Genomic DNA, 18,074 nt, shown 5'->3' with positions numbered 1-18,074 from the left:
ATGTTGTGATGCCGGATATTGTGCGTCGCCGTCTGCTGACGGCACTGGCCTTTTCCCCGCTGCTGGCCCAGTTTCCTCTCAGGGCTCAGGCCTTGGGCGAACAGCGCATTATTGCGCTGGAGTGGCTGCCGCTTGAGCTGCTGATGGCCCTTGGCGTGATCCCTGCAGGGGCCGCCGAACTGACTGGTTATCGGCAGTGGGTGGGCGAGCCTGTTCTGCCCGCATCGGTGGTGGATGTCGGGCTGCGTACCGAACCCAATCTTGAACTGATTACCCAGATGAAACCGACGTTGATCCTCTATTCCCAGGGGTATGGTCCGGATCCGTCACGCTTTATGCGTATAGCACCGGGTCTGGGCTTCACCTTTAACGAGGGGGGAACGGGCAAGCCGCTGACCAGCGCGCGTCATTCGCTGATGGTACTGGCGAAGCACATCGGCCGGGTTCCCCAGGCGGTGGCGCACCTGGCCGATCTGGATGGTCAGATGGCCGGTCTGAAAAATAAACTGGCCCATCGTCCGCCGCGCCCGCTGCTGCTGCTGTCCATTGTTGACCCGCGCCATGTGATTGTTTTCACCGCCAACGGGCTGTTCCAGGAAGTGCTGGATAATCTGGGGCTGGAAAATGCCTGGAAAGCAGAAAGTAGCTTCTGGGGGAGTGTGATCGTGGGTATAGAAAGGCTGGCGGATTTGGGTGATGTCGATGCCATCGGCTTTGAGCACGATAATCAGGCGATTGTTGACCAGGTGACGTCGACGGCGCTCTGGCAATCCCTGCCGTTTGTCCGTAGCGGCCGCTTTAAAGCGATGCCCCGCGTGTGGTTCTACGGTGCCACACTGTCAGCCATGCAGCTGATCGCCAGCCTTGACCATGCACTGGAGGTGAAATGATGCGTCATTCTCGTTTGCCGCTCCTGCTGCCCGCCGCGCTGTTTGCCGCGGCACTGGCCCTGACGCTGGTCAATCTGCAGCAGCGCCTGCCGCATCAGCTCTGGCTGACGGCGCTCCTGACCCCGGATAACAACCGTATTGAACAGATGGTGTTTCACTACAGCCTGATGCCGCGCCTGACGCTGTCACTGCTGGCAGGGGCGGGACTGGGGCTGGTCGGCCTGCTGTTTCAACAGGTGCTGCGCAATCCGCTGGCTGAACCGGCGACCCTGGGCGTGGCCAGCGGGGCCCAGCTGGGGCTGACCGTGGTTACGCTGTGGGGCGTCACGGGTGGAATGGTTACGCAGCAACTGGCAGCCATGACGGGAGCGGTGCTGGTGGGGATCGTGGTCTTTGGCGTTGCCTGGGGTAAACGCATGTCGCCGGTCACGCTGATTCTGGCGGGGCTGGTAGTGTCGCTGTACTGCGGCGCGGCGAACCAGATCTTTGCCATCTTCAATCACGATCAGCTACAGAATATGTTTCTGTGGAGCAGCGGCTCGCTGAATCAGATGGACTGGAGTAACGTGGCGTTCCTCTGGCCGCGTCTGCTCGGCGGACTGTTGCTGACCCTGCTCCTGCTGCGCCCGATGACCCTGATGGGGCTGGACGATGGCGTGGCAAAAAATCTGGGGCTGGCTCTTTCGCTGGCGCGCATCGGCGTGCTGGGCCTGGCGATTTTAATCAGTGCTTCGCTGGTCAATGCAGTCGGCATTATCGGCTTTATCGGCCTGTTTTCGCCGCTGCTGGCGAAGATGCTTGGCTTCCGTCGGTTGATCAGCCGTCTGATACTGGCTCCGGTCATCGGGGCGTTGCTGCTGTGGCTGGCCGATCAGATAGTGCTGTGGCTGACCCCCCATATGGGCGAGATCTCCACCGGGACGGTGACCGCCGTCATCGGTGCGCCGCTGCTGCTGTGGCTGCTGCCACGCCTGCGCACCGGCTCTGTTCCACCGGCGATGGACCAGGGGGATCGGGTGCCTTCCGAGCGGCAGAACCTGCTGTGGTGGGCGGCGATCGGTGGCGGCGTCCTGCTGCTGCTGATGGCGGTGGCGTTAAGCTTTGGCCGCGATGCACACGGCTGGGTGTGGGCCAGCGGTGAACTGTGGCAACAGCTGTTACCGTGGCGCTGGCCGCGGATGGTGGCGGCGATGGCGACCGGAATGATGCTGGGCGTCGCAGGCTGTGTTGTACAGCGGCTGACCGGTAATCCGATGGCCAGCCCCGAAGTGCTGGGGATCAGCTCCGGCGCGGCGTTTGGCGTGGTGGTGATGCTGTTTATCGTGCCGGGCGATGCCTTTGGCTGGCTGCTGCCGGCGGGCAGTCTGGGTGCCGCACTGACGCTGCTGGTGATCTCGGTGGCCGCCGGGCGCGGCGGTTTCTCACCAGAGCGGATGCTGCTGGCAGGGATGGCTCTGAGTACCGCCTTTACTACGCTAATGATGCTGCTGCTGGCCAGCGGCGATCCGCGTATGGCGAACCTGCTGACGTGGATTTCCGGGTCGACCTATAACATTGATGTCCTGCAGGCGAAGCGCACGCTGATCATCATGGGGGTTCTGCTGGCGCTGGTACCGCTGTGTCGCCGCTGGCTGACCATACTCCCGCTGGGAGGGGCGACCGCCCGGGCGGTGGGGATCGCGCTGACGCCCTCGCGACTGACGCTGCTGCTGCTGGCCGCCGTGCTGACTGCGGCCGCAACGCTGACTATCGGCCCACTGAGCTTTGTCGGGTTGATGGCACCGCATATTGCACGAATGCTTGGCTTCCGCCGGGCGTTCCCGCAGCAGGTGATGGCTGCGCTGCTGGGGGGCGGTGTGATGGTGGCGGCAGACTGGTGTGGAAGGATGCTGGCTTTCCCGGATCAGATCCCGGCAGGGCTGCTGGCGACCTTTATCGGTGCGCCGTACTTTATCTATCTGCTACGCAAGGTGTAAAAAAGGGCCGACCGGAAAGGGTCGGCCCTGCTGGCGCATGACGGCAAGGCCGGGCCGGGCAACATTTTTGCCCGGCCGTTATTCCGCTTTACAGCTTTGCAAAGCTGCGGCGTGCGGCATCAATCGTGCGCTGAATATCTTCCGGGCTGTGTGCCAGTGACATGAAGCCCGCTTCAAAGGCCGAGGGTGCCAGATAGACGCCTTCTTCCAGCATCAGATGGAAGAAACGCTTGAAGCGCTCCACGTCGCACTTCGTCACATCCGCATAGCAGGTGACGCTTTCCGCATCGGTAAAGAACAGCCCGAACATGCCGCCAACATGGTTAACCACGAAGGGAATTTTTTCCGCTTTTGCCGCTGCCAGCAGGCCGTCGGCCAGCTGCGTGGTCAGACGCGTCAGCGCCTCGTGCGTGCCCGGGCGGGCCACTTCGGTCAGACAGGCAAAACCGGCCGCCATCGCAATCGGATTGCCGGACAGCGTACCGGCCTGATAGACCGGCCCGGTAGGAGAGAGCGCGTCCATCACTTCGCGGCGGCCACCAAAGGCACCGACCGGCATCCCGCCGCCGATGATTTTACCGAGGCAGGTCAGATCGGGCTTAACGCCATAGTGAGCCTGAGCGCCAGCGAGCGCCACGCGGAAGCCGGTCATGACTTCATCGATAATCAACAGGGCACCAAACTCGTCGCACAGCGCACGCAGGCCTGGCAGGAACGATGGCAGCGGCGGGATGCAGTTCATGTTGCCCGCAACCGGCTCCACGATGATACAGGCGATCTCTTGCGGATACTGCTCAAAGGCGGCGCGTACCGTCGTGAGATCGTTATAGGTGCAGGTGAGGGTGTGCTTCGCAAAATCAGCCGGTACGCCCGGTGAGTTTGGCTGGCCCAGCGTCAGTGCGCCTGACCCCGCCTTGACCAGCAGGCAGTCAGCGTGGCCGTGGTAGCAGCCTTCAAACTTAATAATTTTGTCACGATGGGTGAAGCCGCGAGCAAGGCGGATGGCGCTCATGGTGGCTTCGGTACCGGAGTTGACCATGCGGACCGTATCCATCGTCGGGACCAGTTCGGTCACCAGCGCAGCCATTTTAACTTCCATCTCGGTCGGCGCACCGAAGCTCAGGCCGCGTTCGGCCGCTTCAATGACCGCGTGACGGATGGCGGGATGATTATGGCCCAGCACCATCGGGCCCCAGGAGCCGACATAATCGATGTAGGCTTTGCCGTCCACATCGTACAGCAGGGCTCCGTCAGCACGTTCGATAAACAGCGGCACGCCGCCAACGCCGTTAAAGGCACGTACCGGTGAATTCACGCCACCGGGAATTAACTGCTGCGCCTGAGCGTACAGATTTTCAGACTTACTCATGGAACCGCTCCTGATCATTCATGGAAAAACCCGTCTATTCTAAGGGAACTTGGCGGAGCAGCCAAAGGCTGATGCTGTTTATGACACGATTAGAGAGAATTAAAGCGCGGGTGTTCATGACTGGAACAGGTAATATATTGCCCCATCTTTACCCTGAAATGAACGAACGATGAATCAGCAATCGACTTCTACCGATGAGCTCAACGTGGTGCCTGTGCGTCGCGGTGATTTTCTGCGTCTGCTGCTGCGGCGTGATAAAACCCCACTGACCATTCTGGTCATGGCGGGCATGGTTGGCACGTTGACCGGTCTGGTCGGGGTGGCGTTTGAAAAGGCAGTAAATCGAATCATTTTCCTGCGTACCAGCGGAGTGCTCGCCTTCGAAGGTCAGCCGCTGGTCATGATCGTGCTGGCCTTTTTCGCCTCAGCCCTGCTGGCCGCAGGCGGCTATTACCTGGTACGGCGTTTTGCGCCCGAAGCGGCGGGGTCGGGTATCCCTGAAATTGAAGGTGCGCTGGAGGAGCTGCGTCCGGTGCGCTGGTGGCGGGTGATCCCGGTGAAATTTATCGGCGGCATGGGCACGCTGGGGGCCGGGATGGTGCTCGGGCGGGAGGGACCAACGGTACAGCTGGGGGGGAATATCGGGCGGATGTTGCTCGATATCTTCCGCATGAAAAGTACCGAGGCCCGCCATTCCCTGCTGGCGACCGGTGCGGCGGCGGGTCTGTCAGCGGCCTTTAACGCGCCGCTGGCCGGGATCCTGTTTATTATAGAAGAGATGCGTTTGCAGTTCCGCTACAGCCTGATTTCCATTAAGGCGGTGTTCGTTGGCGTGATTATGTCGAGCATCGTGTTCCGTATTTTTAACGGGGAACATGCAGTTATTGAAATTGGTCGACTCGCCGATGCGCCGGTGAATACGCTGTGGCTCTATCTGCTGCTCGGGATGATATTTGGCGTCGTGGGTGTGACGTTTAATCAGTTTATTTTCCGTATCCAGGATCTGTTTCAGCGTCTGCACGGCGGTCGTTTAAGCAAGGTACTGCTGGTGGGGGCCTTACTGGGGGGCGGATGCGGAGTGCTGGGCCTGCTGTTACCAGCGGCTGCTGGGGGCGGTTCCAGCCTGATCCCGCTGGCGGCAGCGGGCAATTTCTCCATTGGCATGCTGCTGTTTCTGTTTATTGTCCGGCTGGCGACCACGCTACTCTGCTTCTGTTCTGGCGCGCCTGGCGGTATATTTGCCCCGATGCTGGCGCTGGGCACGCTGCTGGGCACGGCATTTGGCCTCTGTGCGGCCGCCCGGCTGCCGGACTATCATCTGCAGGCTGCGACGTTTGCCATCGCCGGTATGGGCGCGCTGTTTGCCGCCTCCGTGCGGGCCCCGCTCACCGGTATCGTTCTGGTGCTGGAGATGACGGACAACTATCAGCTGATCCTGCCGATGATCATTACCTGCCTGGGGGCGACGCTGCTGGCCCAGTTTCTCGGCGGGCAACCCTTGTATTCTTCTCTGCTTGCCCGCACCTTAGCGAAGCAGCAGCAGCGTGAAAATGAAGCCGCTACCGCACAGGGTGGTACAGCCTGAACTTGATTGCTATACCAGTGTGTTAGATAATGACACTAATTATGGTCGAATTGTGACCTGTCAGGCACCGGCCTGTATGTATACTGGAGTGACCTATGAGCGACGATGTAGTCCTGCCCCTGCAATTTACTGAAGCTGCGGCGAGTAAAGTCAAAAACCTGATTTCCGATGAGGACAACCCGGATCTGAAACTGCGCGTTTATATCACCGGTGGTGGTTGTAGCGGGTTTCAGTACGGTTTTACCTTCGACGACAAGATTAACGATGGGGATATGACCATTGAGAAATCAGGTGTTGCACTGGTCGTGGATCCGATGAGCCTGCAATATCTGGTCGGTGGTGCAGTTGATTATACTGAAGGCCTGGAGGGATCGCGCTTTATCGTGACGAACCCGAATGCCAAAACCACCTGTGGCTGTGGCTCCTCATTTAGCATTTAAATGCCCTGCAAAACAAAAATGCTTCCCGCTGCCGGGAAGCATTTTTTTTACCCAAACTACGCCAGGTCTCCGCGTGCGGCTTACGCACGGGTAGCCTGAGGCCGAATGGGTAAATTACCATTCGACGGTCACTAACCTTGCCTCCTGACGCTTTACCCCATCGCGCATGATAACGTCCTGCGTGATTTTTGGCTGTGCATCAGGCTGCGATCCACACGCAACGCCGGGCAGGCGTGAAGCAGAAAGTGTGCTCCCGTCTACGCTGCACTGTGAGTAGATAGTTAATTTCACGCCAATACTGCCGGTGGTTGAGGCAGCAAAGACGTGACCCGTCATCATCAGCCCGAGGGCCAGATAAAGGGTTTTCATGGTGCTATTTCCTGGTATATAAAACAGGGCAAAATACCCTGATAAAAAACGAACGAAAAATCGCCGTTACACTTAGTTAACGGCAGCTACCGCCGGATCTTTACTCACCTTTTGCGGTGATTATGAGTGTGACGGAAGAGGGGCGGTGGCTAATTCGCTGCACAATTTTTGCGCAGCAAGGATCATACGTGGTCCCGCGCGACTTATCCAGTCATCATTAATGACCACGATCGGCACGGTGAGCTGAGGTTGCCAGAACAGTGCAATCTGCCGGGCATCCGCGCTGTCGCCGGGCGCCACCACGGCGGCGGGCTGGCGTAATAAAACCTGTTCACGGCTGACCTGTGGCCAGGGCACCGACGCAGAGGCAAAGATATTTTCCCCTTTGCACAGGCGTAAGACTTCATCCTGCAGGGTATGGCCCGATGCGGTAAACAGGGGCTTAAGGCCAAACTGTAAAAAGACCCGCTTCACCGGCTGTGACTGGTAACGCTGGCGCAGGCGGTCAAACTGCGCCTGCAGCGCTGCCGCCGCCTGCCTGGCCCGCAGCGGGTGTGGGCTGTACGCAGCCAGCTGACGCAGGCTGTCCGTGAGCTGCGCGATGGAGTCCGGTGCCAGCCAGATCACGCGGATGCCCAACGCCTGAAGCTGATCGGCCTGGCGCTGCGGTGTCCCGCCCCGCCACGCGATCACCACATCAGGCTTCAGTCTGAGCAGCTTTTCAACGTTGATCCCCTGCCAGTTAGCCACCTGTTCGATTTGCTGCGCCGCCGGCGGGAAATCGGAGTAAGCGCTGACCCCAACGGGGGTGATGCCGGCAGCAAAGGCCAGTTCAGTGAGGTTGGGGGCCAGGGTGACTACCCGGGGGGCGGCCTGAACAGCGGCGGCACAGGTTAGCCACAGCAGAACCAGCCACCCAAGGCATTTAGCCACGGGCCAGGTGAGTCAGTAAGGTTTCGACCATCAGGGAAGACTGCTGTGCAGCCACCACCAGGAACTCGTCGAAGCTCAGGTGCGACGCCTGATCTGCCACATCGGAGATCGCGCGGACCACCACAAACGGGGTGCCGAACTGGTGGCAAACGTGGCCGATTGCCGTCGCTTCCATCTCAACTGCGATTGCCTGCGGGAAGGTGGTACGAATGCGCGCCAGCGGTGCAGCACCGTTGATAAAAGCATCGCCGCTGACGACCAGGCCGCGCACGGCGTTCAGGTTGAGTTCACCGATGCACTGCTCAGCCGCGGCAATCAGCATTTCATCTGCCTTAAAGGCGGCCGGGCAGCCTGCCATCTGGCCGGGCTCATAGCCGAAGGCGGTTACATCGGCATCGTGATAGCGCACTTCATCGGAGACCACGATATCACCCACTTTCAGCGTTGGAGCAAGCCCCCCGGCAGAACCGGTATTGATCACGACATCGGGTTTGCACAGCTCCAGCAGCAGGGTGGTGCCCAGTGCCGCTGAGACTTTACCAATACCCGATTTCAGCAGGGCAATCTCGACCCCGTTCAGCGTACCCGTGTAAATTTCACAGCCTGCCAGCGTCAGGGTCTGACGGTTTTCAATTTTGTCACGCAGGAGCGTCACTTCCTGTTCCATTGCGCCAATAATGCCTGCTTTCATAGGGATACTCTCTGAATTAGTGGAATTTGCCATTCATTTCAGCGCATAGTCTATCATGGCAGCTCTAGAGAAATAATCCGCTAATCGGTACTGCGATAATCACGGCGTCGTAAACCAGAGGGAATAAGGTATGACCGGGATCGACTTCCGCAAAAAGATTAACTGGCAGCGTCTGTTTCGCCCTTATCAGGGGCCGAAGAATGAACATGAAATCCTGCGTATTTTTGAAAGCGATCGCGGGCGTATCATTAATTCGGCGGCTATCCGCCGCTTGCAGCAAAAAACCCAGGTCTTCCCGCTGGAGCGGAACGCTGCGGTGCGTACCCGGCTGACCCATTCGCTGGAGGTACAGCAGGTGGGGCGCTATATTGCCAAGGAAGTGCTGACACGCCTGCAGGAGATGGGGCAGCTTGAGCTGCTGGGGTTGAAGGAACTGACCGCCCCGTTTGAGAGCATTGTTGAAATGGCCTGCCTGATGCACGACATTGGTAATCCACCGTTTGGCCACTTTGGCGAGTCGGCGATCAATGACTGGTTCCGTCAGCAGCTGGATGCAGACTGGGTGCCGGACGGCGGGCGCGAGGACCGTTGTGTGCCGCCGGTACTGCATCAGCGTGACGACGGGCTTAATGAGCTCCGTGAGAAAGTGCGTCAGGATCTCTCGCATTTTGAAGGGAATGCCCAGGCGATCCGCATGGTCCATACTCTGATGAAGATGAATCTCACCTGGGCACAGGTGGGCTGCATTTTAAAATATACCCGCCCGGCCTGGCATCACGGGCCGGTGCCCGCGAGCCACAGCTATTTAATGAAAAAGCCGGGATATTATCTGGCGGAAGAGGAATATATTACCCGACTGCGTGAGCAATTAGAGCTTGAGCCACACTGCCGCTTCCCTCTGACTTATATTATGGAAGCCGCCGACGATATTTCTTATTGCGTGGCCGACCTGGAAGATGCTGTCGAAAAAAACATCTTCACCGTTGAACAGTTATATCAGCACTTATTTCAGCTCTGGCCAGACCACCAGGCAGACGATCTTTTTGCTACCGTCGTCACCCGCGCGCTGGAAAAATCGCGGAATCCACGGACCACGCTGTGCAGCGAAGATCAGTTCTTTATGTATTTACGCGTGAATACGGTGGCAGAGCTGGTTCCCCACGCGGCAAGCCGCTTTATTGATCATCTTCCTGACGTGTATCACGGAGAATTTAATGAAGCGCTGCTGGAAGACGGCAGCCCCCACAGTCAGTTGCTGGAAGTCTTTAAAAAAGTCGCGTTTCGTCATGTGTTTAATCATCCTGAAGTCGAACAGCTGGAGCTGCAGGGTTATCGCGTGATCAGCGGGCTGCTGGATATCTACCGACCGTTACTGCTGCTCTCTCAGGATGAGTTTAGCGAACTGACCGCACAGGATTATTTAAAAGGCTACCCGATTGAAACCCGCCTTTTCCATAAACTGTCGACACGTTTTCGCCTTGCCTACACGGAGGCGGTAGCGTCAATGGATAAAAACCCACAGGAGAGTGCTATCTGGGAATACTATTATCGCGTACGGCTGTTACAGGATTACATCAGCGGCATGACCGATCAGTATGCCTGGGATGAGTACCGACGCCTGATGGCGGTGGAATAACGGTGATAAGCGCTAAGAATTGTAAAGAAGGACAATATTTTTTTACTATTGCCCCATATTTAAACATGAACTTAGCGTTAAAAAATTAATCTCAATATCACAACGACAACCACAGCAATGGTTACTTCACTGAATTATCTTGAGAATCCGACTAATGAAAAAAACCACGTTAGTATTGAGCGCTCTGGCTTTGAGCCTGGGTCTGGCATTAAACCCGTTAGCTGCCAGCGCTGCGGAAACGGCCTCTTCGTCTGCAACTCAGCCGCTGCCGAGCCTGGCACCGATGCTGGAAACGGTGATGCCATCAGTCGTCAGTATCAATGTTGAAGGCAGCACCACGGTACGCACACCGCGTATGTCCCAGCAGTTCCAGCAGTTCTTTGGCGGCAACTCGCCATTCTGTCAGGAGGGGTCTCCCTTCCTGGGTTCCCCAATGTGCCAGGGCGGCGGTCCTGAAGGCAACGGCAATGGCGGTGCTGACCAGCAGCAAACCTTCCGCGCACTGGGGTCAGGCGTGGTTATCGATGCCGCAAAAGGCTATGTGGTCACCAACAACCACGTAGTGGATAACGCCACCAAAATTCAGGTGCAGTTAAGCGATGGTCGTCATTATGATGCGAAAGTGATTGGTAAAGATCCGCGTTCAGATATTGCGCTCATCCAGTTGAAGGATGCGAAAAATCTGACGGCGATTAAGATTGCCGACTCCGATAATCTGCGCGTCGGTGACTACACGGTAGCGATCGGCAACCCGTATGGCCTGGGTGAAACCGTGACATCAGGTATTGTGTCTGCACTCGGCCGCAGCGGTCTGAATGTGGAAAATTACGAAAACTTTATCCAGACCGATGCCGCTATCAACCGGGGTAACTCCGGGGGCGCACTGGTCAACCTTAAGGGTGAACTTATCGGAATTAACACCGCCATTCTGGCACCGGACGGTGGCAATATCGGCATTGGCTTTGCCATCCCGAGTAATATGGTGAAAAACCTGACGTCTCAGATGGTCGAGTATGGCCAGGTGAAACGCGGTGAGCTGGGGATTATGGGGACCGAGCTGAACTCAGAACTGGCGAAAGCGATGAAAGTCGATGCCCAGCGCGGTGCTTTCGTCAGCCAGGTGTTGCCGAAGTCCTCAGCGGCTCAGGCCGGGATTAAAGCCGGTGATGTCATTGTCTCTATCAATAATAAACCGATCTCCAGCTTTGCAGCCCTTCGCGCAGAGGTTGGTTCGTTGCCGGTCGGCACTAAAATGGAACTGGGCCTGATCCGTGACGGTAAGCCAATGAGCGTCAATGTGGCACTGCAGCAGAGTAGTGCGGATAAAGTCGACTCCGGTACCATCTATAACGGTATCGAAGGTGCAGACCTCAGCAACTACGATGTAAAAGGCAATAAGGGCGTGAAAGTCGACAATGTGAAGCCTGGCTCTGCCGCTGCGCGGATTGGCCTGAAAAAAGATGATGTGATTCTGGGTGTGAATCAGCAGCCGATCGCGAATCTGGGTGAGTTGCGTAAAATCCTCGACACCAAACCATCGGTGCTGGCGCTGAATATTCAGCGTGGTGACGCCAGTATTTACCTGTTGATGCAGTAATGACTAAAAAAGGGCGGACCTGAAAAAACGGTCTGCCCACCGGGCCAGTCGGAAAAAACGGGCCGGACAAAAAAGGGTGACCCAAATAGGGTCACCCTTTTTTTATATCAGCGGGGAAATTAACGACCGTTACGGGTCAGTTTATCCAGATCCGATTCAATTTCAGCGATTTTGTGAGAAACAACGCTTTCCAGATGACGCAGATCATCAAGGATTTTACGTTTCAAATCGACTTCGACCTGGTCGCGCTGGCAAATCTGATCAAGCTCATCAATCACATAGCGCAGATTCGGGCTGATTTCCTGAACTTCTTTGTAACCCTGGCTGGCGTTATCGGCGACTACGGTTTTGCGCTGACGGGGATATTTGAATTTCACGCTTTTAGCAAAAAACTCGCCTTTGTCTTTGCGGAAATAAATTTTCAGGATGTCGTTATTGGCTTCCTGACGCAGGCTGTAACGGTCGATATCTTCAGGTGAAGAGATACCCAACCCTTTAAGATTGTCGTACATAGCATTTTCCTTTTAGGAGACTTTCGATCCAGATGCGATCAGAGTCGTCGCTATCCGTCAAACGGTAAAGGATCGGTTAATTTAAGAACAATGTTTTTCTGGCGCGGATTATACGCCTGGATTGCGCACAATAGCACCACTTGTTTCGCGTAGTGAAAGAGGTAGTAACTGCTGGAGGTGGAAAGATAGCTTTACGGGCCACTGGTGTGGCCCGTACGATGCTTAGTCGATGGTGCGCAGCAGTTCGTTGATGCCGGTTTTGCCCAGGGTTTTAGCATCCACTTTTTTGACGATGACTGCACAGTACAGGCTGTAAGTTCCGTCTTTTGACGGCAGGTTGCCTGATACCACGACGGAGCCCGCAGGAACGCGGCCGTAATGCACTTCACCGGTTTCACGGTCGAAAATTTTGGTGCTCTGGCCGATATAGACGCCCATTGAGATCACCGAGCCCTCTTCGACGATCACGCCTTCTACAATTTCTGAACGCGCACCAATAAAGCAGTTGTCTTCGATGATGGTAGGGTTAGCCTGAAGAGGTTCCAGTACGCCACCGATGCCCACGCCGCCAGACAGGTGTACGTTTTTACCGATCTGTGCACAGGAGCCTACGGTGGCCCAGGTATCAACCATGGAACCTTCATCAACGTAGGCACCGATGTTGACATACGACGGCATCAGTACGGTATTACGTGCGATGAACGCGCCCTGACGAACGGCTGCCGGTGGCACCACGCGGAAGCCTTCTTTTTTGAAGCGCGCATCATCATAATCGGCAAACTTCATCGGAACTTTGTCGTAATAGCGGCTTTCTGCGCCTTCCATCACCTGATTATCGTTGATACGGAATGACAGCAGTACCGCCTTTTTCAGCCACTGGTGAGTGACCCACTCGCCGTTGATCTTCTCGGCCACACGCAGAGCACCGCTATCCAGCAGGGCGATGGTCTGATTGACGGCATCACGCGTTGCGCTGTCGGCGTTCGCCGGGGTAATGTCTGCGCGGCGCTCGAAGGCGGCCTCAATAACACTCTGTAACTGTTGCATAAATCATCTCTTCCTGGTTTTGCCGTGCGCTTTATAACGAAAACGATTCCGCTGCAGCAGATCCCGCGCCGGCACGGTTAAAAAGTCAATCTGGGTCACACTTTATCGTTTGGATTAAGGGCCTCTGTCAACCGTTGTTGTAGGCGTTCGCGCAAATCGGCATCTAATGCACGCCGATCGCCGTTAGCCAGAATAAATAAGTCCTCCACGCGTTCACCGATGGTGCTGATGCGTGCGCCGTGCAGCGACACATTTAAATCCGCAAAGACTTCTCCCACCCGCGCCAGCAAACCGGGCTGATCGAGCGCCACTAATTCCAGATACGTTCGCCTGTCAGTGTGTGTGGGTAAAAAGTTCACCGCCGTATCCACGTTGAAATGCTTCAGGCGGGCGGACTGGCGGCGGGTGCGCGGTGGGTGCCAGCTGGTCTGACAGATCGCCTGTTCCAGCGCCTGGCGGGTCATCTCATGACGATCGGTGGCCAGCGGGCTGCCGTCCGGTTCCAGCACAATAAAGGTGTCCATGGCCATGCCGTCACGACTGGTAAAGATCTGCGCGTCATGCACGCTCAGGTTTCGCCGGTCCAGCTCTCCCGCCACGGCGGCAAACAGATACGGCCGGTCCGGGCTCCAGATAAAGATCTCCGTGCCGCCGCGCGTCGCCTGCGGGCTGACCAGGATTAGCGGCTGTGTCAGGTCATGATTCATCAGGTGACGGGCGTGCCACGCCAGCTGGTTTGGCGTGTGGCGCAGGAAGTAGTCGGCGCGGCAGCGGCCCCAGATGCTGTGCAGGGCTTCCTCATCGATGTTATCCATACGCAGCAGGGCGAGGGCCTGCAGACGATGATGGCGCACACGTTCGCGCAGATCCGGGCTGTTTTCCATGCCGCGGCGCAGCTGTTTTTCCGTGGCGAAGAACAGTTCCCGTAACAGGCTCTGTTTCCAGCTGTTCCACAGCGTTTCATTGGTGGCGCAGATATCGGCTACGGTAAGGCAGACCAGGTAGCGCAGACGATTCTCGTTCTGCATCACTTCGGCAAACTGCTGAATTTCGGTCGGGTCCTGGATGTCGCGGCGCTGGGCGGTCACCGACATCAGCAGATGATGACGCACCAGCCAGGCCACCAGCTGCGTTTCACGCGAATTAAGACCGTGCATCTCAGCAAACTCCAGCGCATCCTGCGCCCCGAGGATGGAGTGATCGCCGCCGCGACCTTTCGCGATATCGTGAAACAGGGCCGCCATCAGCAGTAACTCCAGCTGCGGCAGGCGGGGCCAGAGCTCAACGCACAGCGGATGGCGGGGGCGGGTGCGTTCGTCGGCAAAACTTTCCAGCTTCTGCAATACGCGGATCGTGTGCTCATCCACCGTATAGGCGTGGAACAGGTCGAACTGCATCTGGCCGACGATATTGCTCCACTGCGGCATATAGGCCCACAGCACGCTGTGACGATGCATCGGCACTAAAGCGCGGCTGACGGCACCCGGATGACGCAGAATGGACAGGAACAGCGTCCGCGCCTCTGGAATGGTACACAGCGGCTGCTTCAAATGACGGCGGGCATGGCGCAGGTGGCGCAGGGTGGTGGAATAGATACCGGTAATTTTTGGCGTGCGCACCATGGTATAAAACATGCGCATAATCGATTCCGGCTGCCGCGCGAACAGTGTCTCATCGCGCAGGTCGATCAGCGTACCGCGCAGCTGAAATTCATCATCCAGCGGTCGCGGTTTCTCGTCCGTCGGTAGCGCCAGAATCGCCTCATCGAACAGCTGTAACAGCATCTGATTCAGCTCGCTGACGCGGCGGGTGACGCGGAAGAAATCCTTCATCATTCGCTCGACGGGTTCGTTGCCTTCACCCTGATAATTCAGGCGCTGTGCAACGTTCAGCTGGCGATCGAACAGCAGACGGTTGTCGTAACGGGGCAGGGTGAGGTGCAGGGCGAAGCGAATTCGCCATAGCAGACTCTGGCATTCGTTGAGTTCATTGCGTTCAGCCTCGGTGAGAAAGCCAAAGCCCACCATTTCATCCAGTGAGGTGGCACCAAAGTGACGGCGGGCCACCCATAGCAGGGTGTGGATATCGCGCAGGCCGCCAGGGCTGCTTTTAATATCCGGCTCAAGGTTGTAGCTGGTGCCGTGGTAGCGTTGGTGGCGCTCCTGCTGCTCTTCAATTTTAGCGGCAAAGAAGCGGTCGGAGGGCCAGAAGCCGTCACTGAAGACGTTTTTTTGCAACTCAAGGAACAGGGCCAGGTCGCCGGTCAGCATCCGTGATTCAATCAGGTTAGTGGACACCGTCAGGTCTGAAAGCCCTTCCAGCAGACACTCTTCCAGTGTGCGTACGCTGTGGCCGACTTCGAGCTTCAGGTCCCACATCAGGGTCAGTAATTCGCTGGTACGTCGGGCATCTTCCTCTGACAGCGGTTGGCGGCTGAGGATAAGAACGTCGATGTCTGACAGCGGATGCAGCTCACCCCGACCGTAGCCGCCGACAGCCACCAGGGCAATCCCCTCTTTTTCCGGGAAGCCAAAGAAGCGCCAGAGACGTCTGAGCAGGCGGTCAATAAACAGCGTGCGCGCATCAATCAGGGTTTCTGCATTGTGTCCGGCGTCAAAGGCTGCGGCGAGATGCTGTTGGAAAACATCCAGATGATGCCTGAGCGTGTCGCGATTAAGTTCCGCATCTTCCCAGCGGCGGGGCGCTTTGGTGAGTTTTTTCAGGATGCTGGCTTCCGTCACGTCTTTGTTCATTTCACCGCTCCACCAGGGATCTGCTCGTGAGCCCATAAAAAAAGCCGGCAGTCGCCGGCTTCATATGCTGATTGCGGACCGACCGAATGAAGAAGGTCAGCCCCTGCACATTATTCTGCGACCAGAATCGCCGGAATGGTGTCATCTTTACGCAGGGTCATAATTTCGCAGCCGTTTTCGGTTACCACAATAGTGTGTTCGTACTGTGCGGACAAGCTGCGATCTTTGGTTTTTACCGTCCAGCCATCTTTCATGCTGCGGATGCGGTAATCACCGGCATTGACCATCGGCTCGATGGTGAAAGCCATTCCGGGCTGTAACACTACGCCGCCATCATCGGCATCGTAGTGCAGCACCTGTGGCTCTTCATGGAAGCCTTTGCCGATGCCGTGGCCGCAGTATTCACGTACCACGGAGAAGTCCTGTGCCTCAACAAATTTCTGGATCTCACGGCCCAGGGTGCGCAGACGAATGCCTGGCTTCACCATACGCAGGGCCAGATAGAGACTCTCCTGCGTGACGCGGCACAGGCGCTCACCCTGAATGGTCGGCTTACCGACGATAAACATGGTGGACGTGTCGCCGTGATACTCATCTTTGATCACGGTAACGTCAATATTGACGATATCGCCATCTTTGAGGATTTTGTCATCGCTGGGAATACCGTGACACACCACTTCGTTAACGGAGATACATACCGACTTAGGAAAACCGTGGTAGCCGAGGCTGGCGGAGACGGCATGCTGCTTATTCACGATATGATCGTGGCACAGGCGATCCAGCTCACCCGTGCTGACGCCGGGCTTAACGTGCTCTTCAATCATCTCAAGCACTTCGGCAGCCAGACGGCCAGCCACACGCATTTTTTCGATTTCTTCAGGGGTTTTAATTGAAATAGCCATTCATCAGGTCCGAATTTGTCGTCATGTTCGACAATAATAAAGAAAGTGCTGTAATGGTATCAGCCTGCCCGGATGCTGCCAATGCAGTTTGTGGCGTCAACGGACCGGGAGGGGGGATCCGCTTTCCTGTTCGGACTAAAAAGGTAACAAGTATTGGCTACCCTCGCTGGTTTATGGTATAAAGCGCGCCGACGATTCTCTGTTCGGTGAGTTTCATCGCCAGGCTCAGAAACGCATAAATCTCACTATGTGTAAATAACACACACGTATCGACACCTACGCCGGGGTGCCTTGCTGGTTCGAAAGAGCCGATGGGTCGGTTGTATGGGATACGTGGAGGCTTAACCCCAAACTATATCTATAGAGGTAATCATGGCAACTGTTTCCATGCGCGACATGCTCAAGGCCGGTGTACACTTCGGTCACCAGACCCGTTACTGGAACCCGAAAATGAAGCCATTCATCTTCGGCGCACGTAACAAAGTTCACATCATCAACCTTGAGAAAACTGTACCAATGTTCAACGAAGCTCTGGCTGAGTTGAGCAAGATCTCTTCCCGTAAAGGTAAGATCCTGTTCGTTGGTACCAAGCGCGCTGCAAGCGAAGCGGTAAAAGAGCACGCTCTGAGCTGCGACCAGTTCTTCGTTAATCACCGCTGGTTGGGTGGTATGCTGACTAACTGGAAAACTGTTCGTCAGTCAATCAAACGTCTGAAAGACCTGGAAATCCAGTCTCAGGACGGCACTTTCGACAAACTGACCAAGAAAGAAGCGCTGATGCGCGCTCGTGAACTGGCCAAGCTGGAAAACAGCCTGGGCGGTATCAAAGACATGGGCGGCCTGCCAGACGCACTGTTTGTTGTTGATGCAGATCACGAACACATCGCTATCAAAGAAGCAAACAACCTGGGTATCCCAGTGTTTTCTATCGTTGATACCAACTCTGATCCAGACGGCGTAGACTTCATTATCCCAGGTAATGACGATGCAATCCGTGCTGTTAGCCTGTACCTGACTGCAGTGGCTACCACTGTACGTGAAGGTCGCTCGCAGGACCTGGCTCAGCAGGCAGAAGAAACCTTCGCTGAAGCTGAGTAATAAGGCTTGCTCTTTAGAGAGCCCTTGTACATCAGATGTGAATCTGTAAGGAAGGGGCCTTGATTGGCCCCTTTATTTTTTCGACTTCGCTTTGCTGAATGTCATATTTATCCGCTAGATTTCACGTTGCAGGAAAGAGGGCAACTAAGGGCCGTTCAGACGCTGACATCCGTTAGTGACTGGCGGGACCGAAGACAGCCAGCATCTCTGTGGCCTGGAAGATGAAGGAAAATTCAGCGGGGCAGAATGTTTCTCCCGAGACCTGGCATCTGTAGC

15 protein-coding genes are annotated in these 18,074 nt (G+C 56.4%); 7 read left to right on the top strand and 8 right to left on the bottom strand.

What is annotated here, in order from left to right; all coding sequences use genetic code 11:
* Nucleotides 1-8 precede the first annotated feature (8 nt).
* Nucleotides 9-890, top strand: a complete 882-nt coding sequence (gene fhuD / locus ACZ3HG_RS16740) for a Fe(3+)-hydroxamate ABC transporter substrate-binding protein FhuD (protein ID WP_191934096.1) — start codon at nt 9-11, stop codon at nt 888-890.
* The gene (fhuB, locus tag ACZ3HG_RS16735) at nt 890-2,866 is read left to right on the top strand and encodes a Fe(3+)-hydroxamate ABC transporter permease FhuB (protein ID WP_191934368.1); all 1,977 of its coding nucleotides are present in this window, start codon (nt 890-892) and stop codon (nt 2,864-2,866) included. The genes fhuD and fhuB overlap by 1 nt, the downstream gene beginning before the upstream one ends.
* Nucleotides 2,867-2,954: 88 nt before the next feature.
* Here fhuB and hemL read toward each other — a convergent pair whose 3' ends face one another.
* A complete protein-coding gene (hemL, locus tag ACZ3HG_RS16730) occupies nt 2,955-4,235 on the bottom strand; it encodes a glutamate-1-semialdehyde 2,1-aminomutase (RefSeq protein ID WP_465333475.1) in 1,281 nt (426 codons plus the stop codon).
* Between the two features lie 169 nt (nt 4,236-4,404).
* Between hemL and clcA the strand changes: the two genes are divergently transcribed.
* Complete coding sequence (gene clcA / locus ACZ3HG_RS16725; RefSeq protein WP_465333473.1) at nt 4,405-5,820, top strand: H(+)/Cl(-) exchange transporter ClcA; 1,416 nt, start codon at nt 4,405-4,407, stop codon at nt 5,818-5,820.
* 95 nt (nt 5,821-5,915) lie between these two features.
* Nucleotides 5,916-6,260: an iron-sulfur cluster insertion protein ErpA gene (gene erpA, locus ACZ3HG_RS16720; RefSeq protein ID WP_191934093.1), complete on the top strand. Its 345-nt coding sequence runs from the start codon at nt 5,916-5,918 to the stop codon at nt 6,258-6,260.
* 114 nt (nt 6,261-6,374) lie between these two features.
* Here erpA and ACZ3HG_RS16715 read toward each other — a convergent pair whose 3' ends face one another.
* From ACZ3HG_RS16715 to mtnN, 3 genes are all read right to left on the bottom strand, one after another.
* Nucleotides 6,375-6,629 (bottom strand): hypothetical protein, encoded by a 255-nt coding sequence (locus ACZ3HG_RS16715; protein WP_191934092.1) that lies wholly within the window; start codon nt 6,627-6,629, stop codon nt 6,375-6,377.
* Nucleotides 6,630-6,749: 120 nt separating this feature from the next.
* Nucleotides 6,750-7,562, bottom strand: coding sequence for a vitamin B12 ABC transporter substrate-binding protein BtuF (gene btuF, locus ACZ3HG_RS16710; protein WP_465333471.1), 813 nt, complete (start codon nt 7,560-7,562; stop codon nt 6,750-6,752).
* Nucleotides 7,555-8,253, bottom strand: coding sequence for a 5'-methylthioadenosine/S-adenosylhomocysteine nucleosidase (mtnN, locus tag ACZ3HG_RS16705; RefSeq protein ID WP_465333469.1), 699 nt, complete (start codon nt 8,251-8,253; stop codon nt 7,555-7,557). The genes btuF and mtnN overlap by 8 nt, the downstream gene beginning before the upstream one ends.
* A gap of 130 nt (nt 8,254-8,383) precedes the next feature.
* Between mtnN and dgt the strand changes: the two genes are divergently transcribed.
* On the top strand, nt 8,384-9,889 hold the full coding sequence (gene dgt, locus ACZ3HG_RS16700; protein WP_465333467.1) for a dGTPase: 1,506 nt from the start codon (nt 8,384-8,386) through the stop codon (nt 9,887-9,889).
* Nucleotides 9,890-10,043: 154 nt separating this feature from the next.
* Nucleotides 10,044-11,486: a serine endoprotease DegP gene (gene degP / locus ACZ3HG_RS16695; RefSeq protein ID WP_191934088.1), complete on the top strand. Its 1,443-nt coding sequence runs from the start codon at nt 10,044-10,046 to the stop codon at nt 11,484-11,486.
* A gap of 119 nt (nt 11,487-11,605) precedes the next feature.
* Here the strand turns inward: degP and ACZ3HG_RS16690 are convergent, their stop codons facing one another.
* From ACZ3HG_RS16690 to map, 4 genes are all read right to left on the bottom strand, one after another.
* Nucleotides 11,606-11,998, bottom strand: coding sequence for a DUF3461 family protein (locus tag ACZ3HG_RS16690; RefSeq protein ID WP_062747126.1), 393 nt, complete (start codon nt 11,996-11,998; stop codon nt 11,606-11,608).
* A gap of 222 nt (nt 11,999-12,220) precedes the next feature.
* On the bottom strand, nt 12,221-13,045 hold the full coding sequence (gene dapD, locus ACZ3HG_RS16685; RefSeq protein WP_062747124.1) for a 2,3,4,5-tetrahydropyridine-2,6-dicarboxylate N-succinyltransferase: 825 nt from the start codon (nt 13,043-13,045) through the stop codon (nt 12,221-12,223).
* Between the two features lie 95 nt (nt 13,046-13,140).
* Nucleotides 13,141-15,798: a bifunctional uridylyltransferase/uridylyl-removing protein GlnD gene (gene glnD, locus ACZ3HG_RS16680; protein ID WP_465333606.1), complete on the bottom strand. Its 2,658-nt coding sequence runs from the start codon at nt 15,796-15,798 to the stop codon at nt 13,141-13,143.
* A gap of 110 nt (nt 15,799-15,908) precedes the next feature.
* Nucleotides 15,909-16,700, bottom strand: a complete 792-nt coding sequence (gene map, locus ACZ3HG_RS16675) for a type I methionyl aminopeptidase (protein WP_191934087.1) — start codon at nt 16,698-16,700, stop codon at nt 15,909-15,911.
* A 372-nt stretch (nt 16,701-17,072) separates the two neighbouring features.
* On the opposite strand from map, the gene rpsB reads away from it, so the two are divergent.
* Complete coding sequence (rpsB, locus tag ACZ3HG_RS16670; RefSeq protein ID WP_062747118.1) at nt 17,073-17,798, top strand: 30S ribosomal protein S2; 726 nt, start codon at nt 17,073-17,075, stop codon at nt 17,796-17,798.
* The last annotated feature ends 276 nt before the right edge of the window (nt 17,799-18,074 follow it).

It is taken from the genome of Erwinia sp. PME.40.26/001 (assembly GCF_055556675.1).
Note: the sequence above shows the minus strand (reverse complement) of the source record. Positions and strands in the feature narration are given on the sequence as shown.

Bases quoted from the DNA above. Each gene is read 5' to 3' on its own strand.
- dgt (WP_465333467.1), top strand. From the start codon at position 8,384: ATGACCGGGATCGACTTCCGCAAAAAGATTAACTGGCAGCGTCTGTTT.
- hemL (WP_465333475.1), bottom strand. From the start codon at position 4,235: ATGAGTAAGTCTGAAAATCTGTACGCTCAGGCGCAGCAGTTAATTCCC.
- mtnN (WP_465333469.1), bottom strand. From the start codon at position 8,253: ATGAAAGCAGGCATTATTGGCGCAATGGAACAGGAAGTGACGCTCCTG.
- degP (WP_191934088.1), top strand. From the start codon at position 10,044: ATGAAAAAAACCACGTTAGTATTGAGCGCTCTGGCTTTGAGCCTGGGT.
- glnD (WP_465333606.1), bottom strand. From the start codon at position 15,798: ATGAACAAAGACGTGACGGAAGCCAGCATCCTGAAAAAACTCACCAAA.
- fhuD (WP_191934096.1), top strand. From the start codon at position 9: ATGCCGGATATTGTGCGTCGCCGTCTGCTGACGGCACTGGCCTTTTCC.
- map (WP_191934087.1), bottom strand. From the start codon at position 16,700: ATGGCTATTTCAATTAAAACCCCTGAAGAAATCGAAAAAATGCGTGTG.
- ACZ3HG_RS16715 (WP_191934092.1), bottom strand. From the start codon at position 6,629: ATGAAAACCCTTTATCTGGCCCTCGGGCTGATGATGACGGGTCACGTC.
- ACZ3HG_RS16690 (WP_062747126.1), bottom strand. From the start codon at position 11,998: ATGTACGACAATCTTAAAGGGTTGGGTATCTCTTCACCTGAAGATATC.
- clcA (WP_465333473.1), top strand. From the start codon at position 4,405: ATGAATCAGCAATCGACTTCTACCGATGAGCTCAACGTGGTGCCTGTG.
- rpsB (WP_062747118.1), top strand. From the start codon at position 17,073: ATGGCAACTGTTTCCATGCGCGACATGCTCAAGGCCGGTGTACACTTC.
- erpA (WP_191934093.1), top strand. From the start codon at position 5,916: ATGAGCGACGATGTAGTCCTGCCCCTGCAATTTACTGAAGCTGCGGCG.
- dapD (WP_062747124.1), bottom strand. From the start codon at position 13,045: ATGCAACAGTTACAGAGTGTTATTGAGGCCGCCTTCGAGCGCCGCGCA.
- fhuB (WP_191934368.1), top strand. From the start codon at position 890: ATGCGTCATTCTCGTTTGCCGCTCCTGCTGCCCGCCGCGCTGTTTGCC.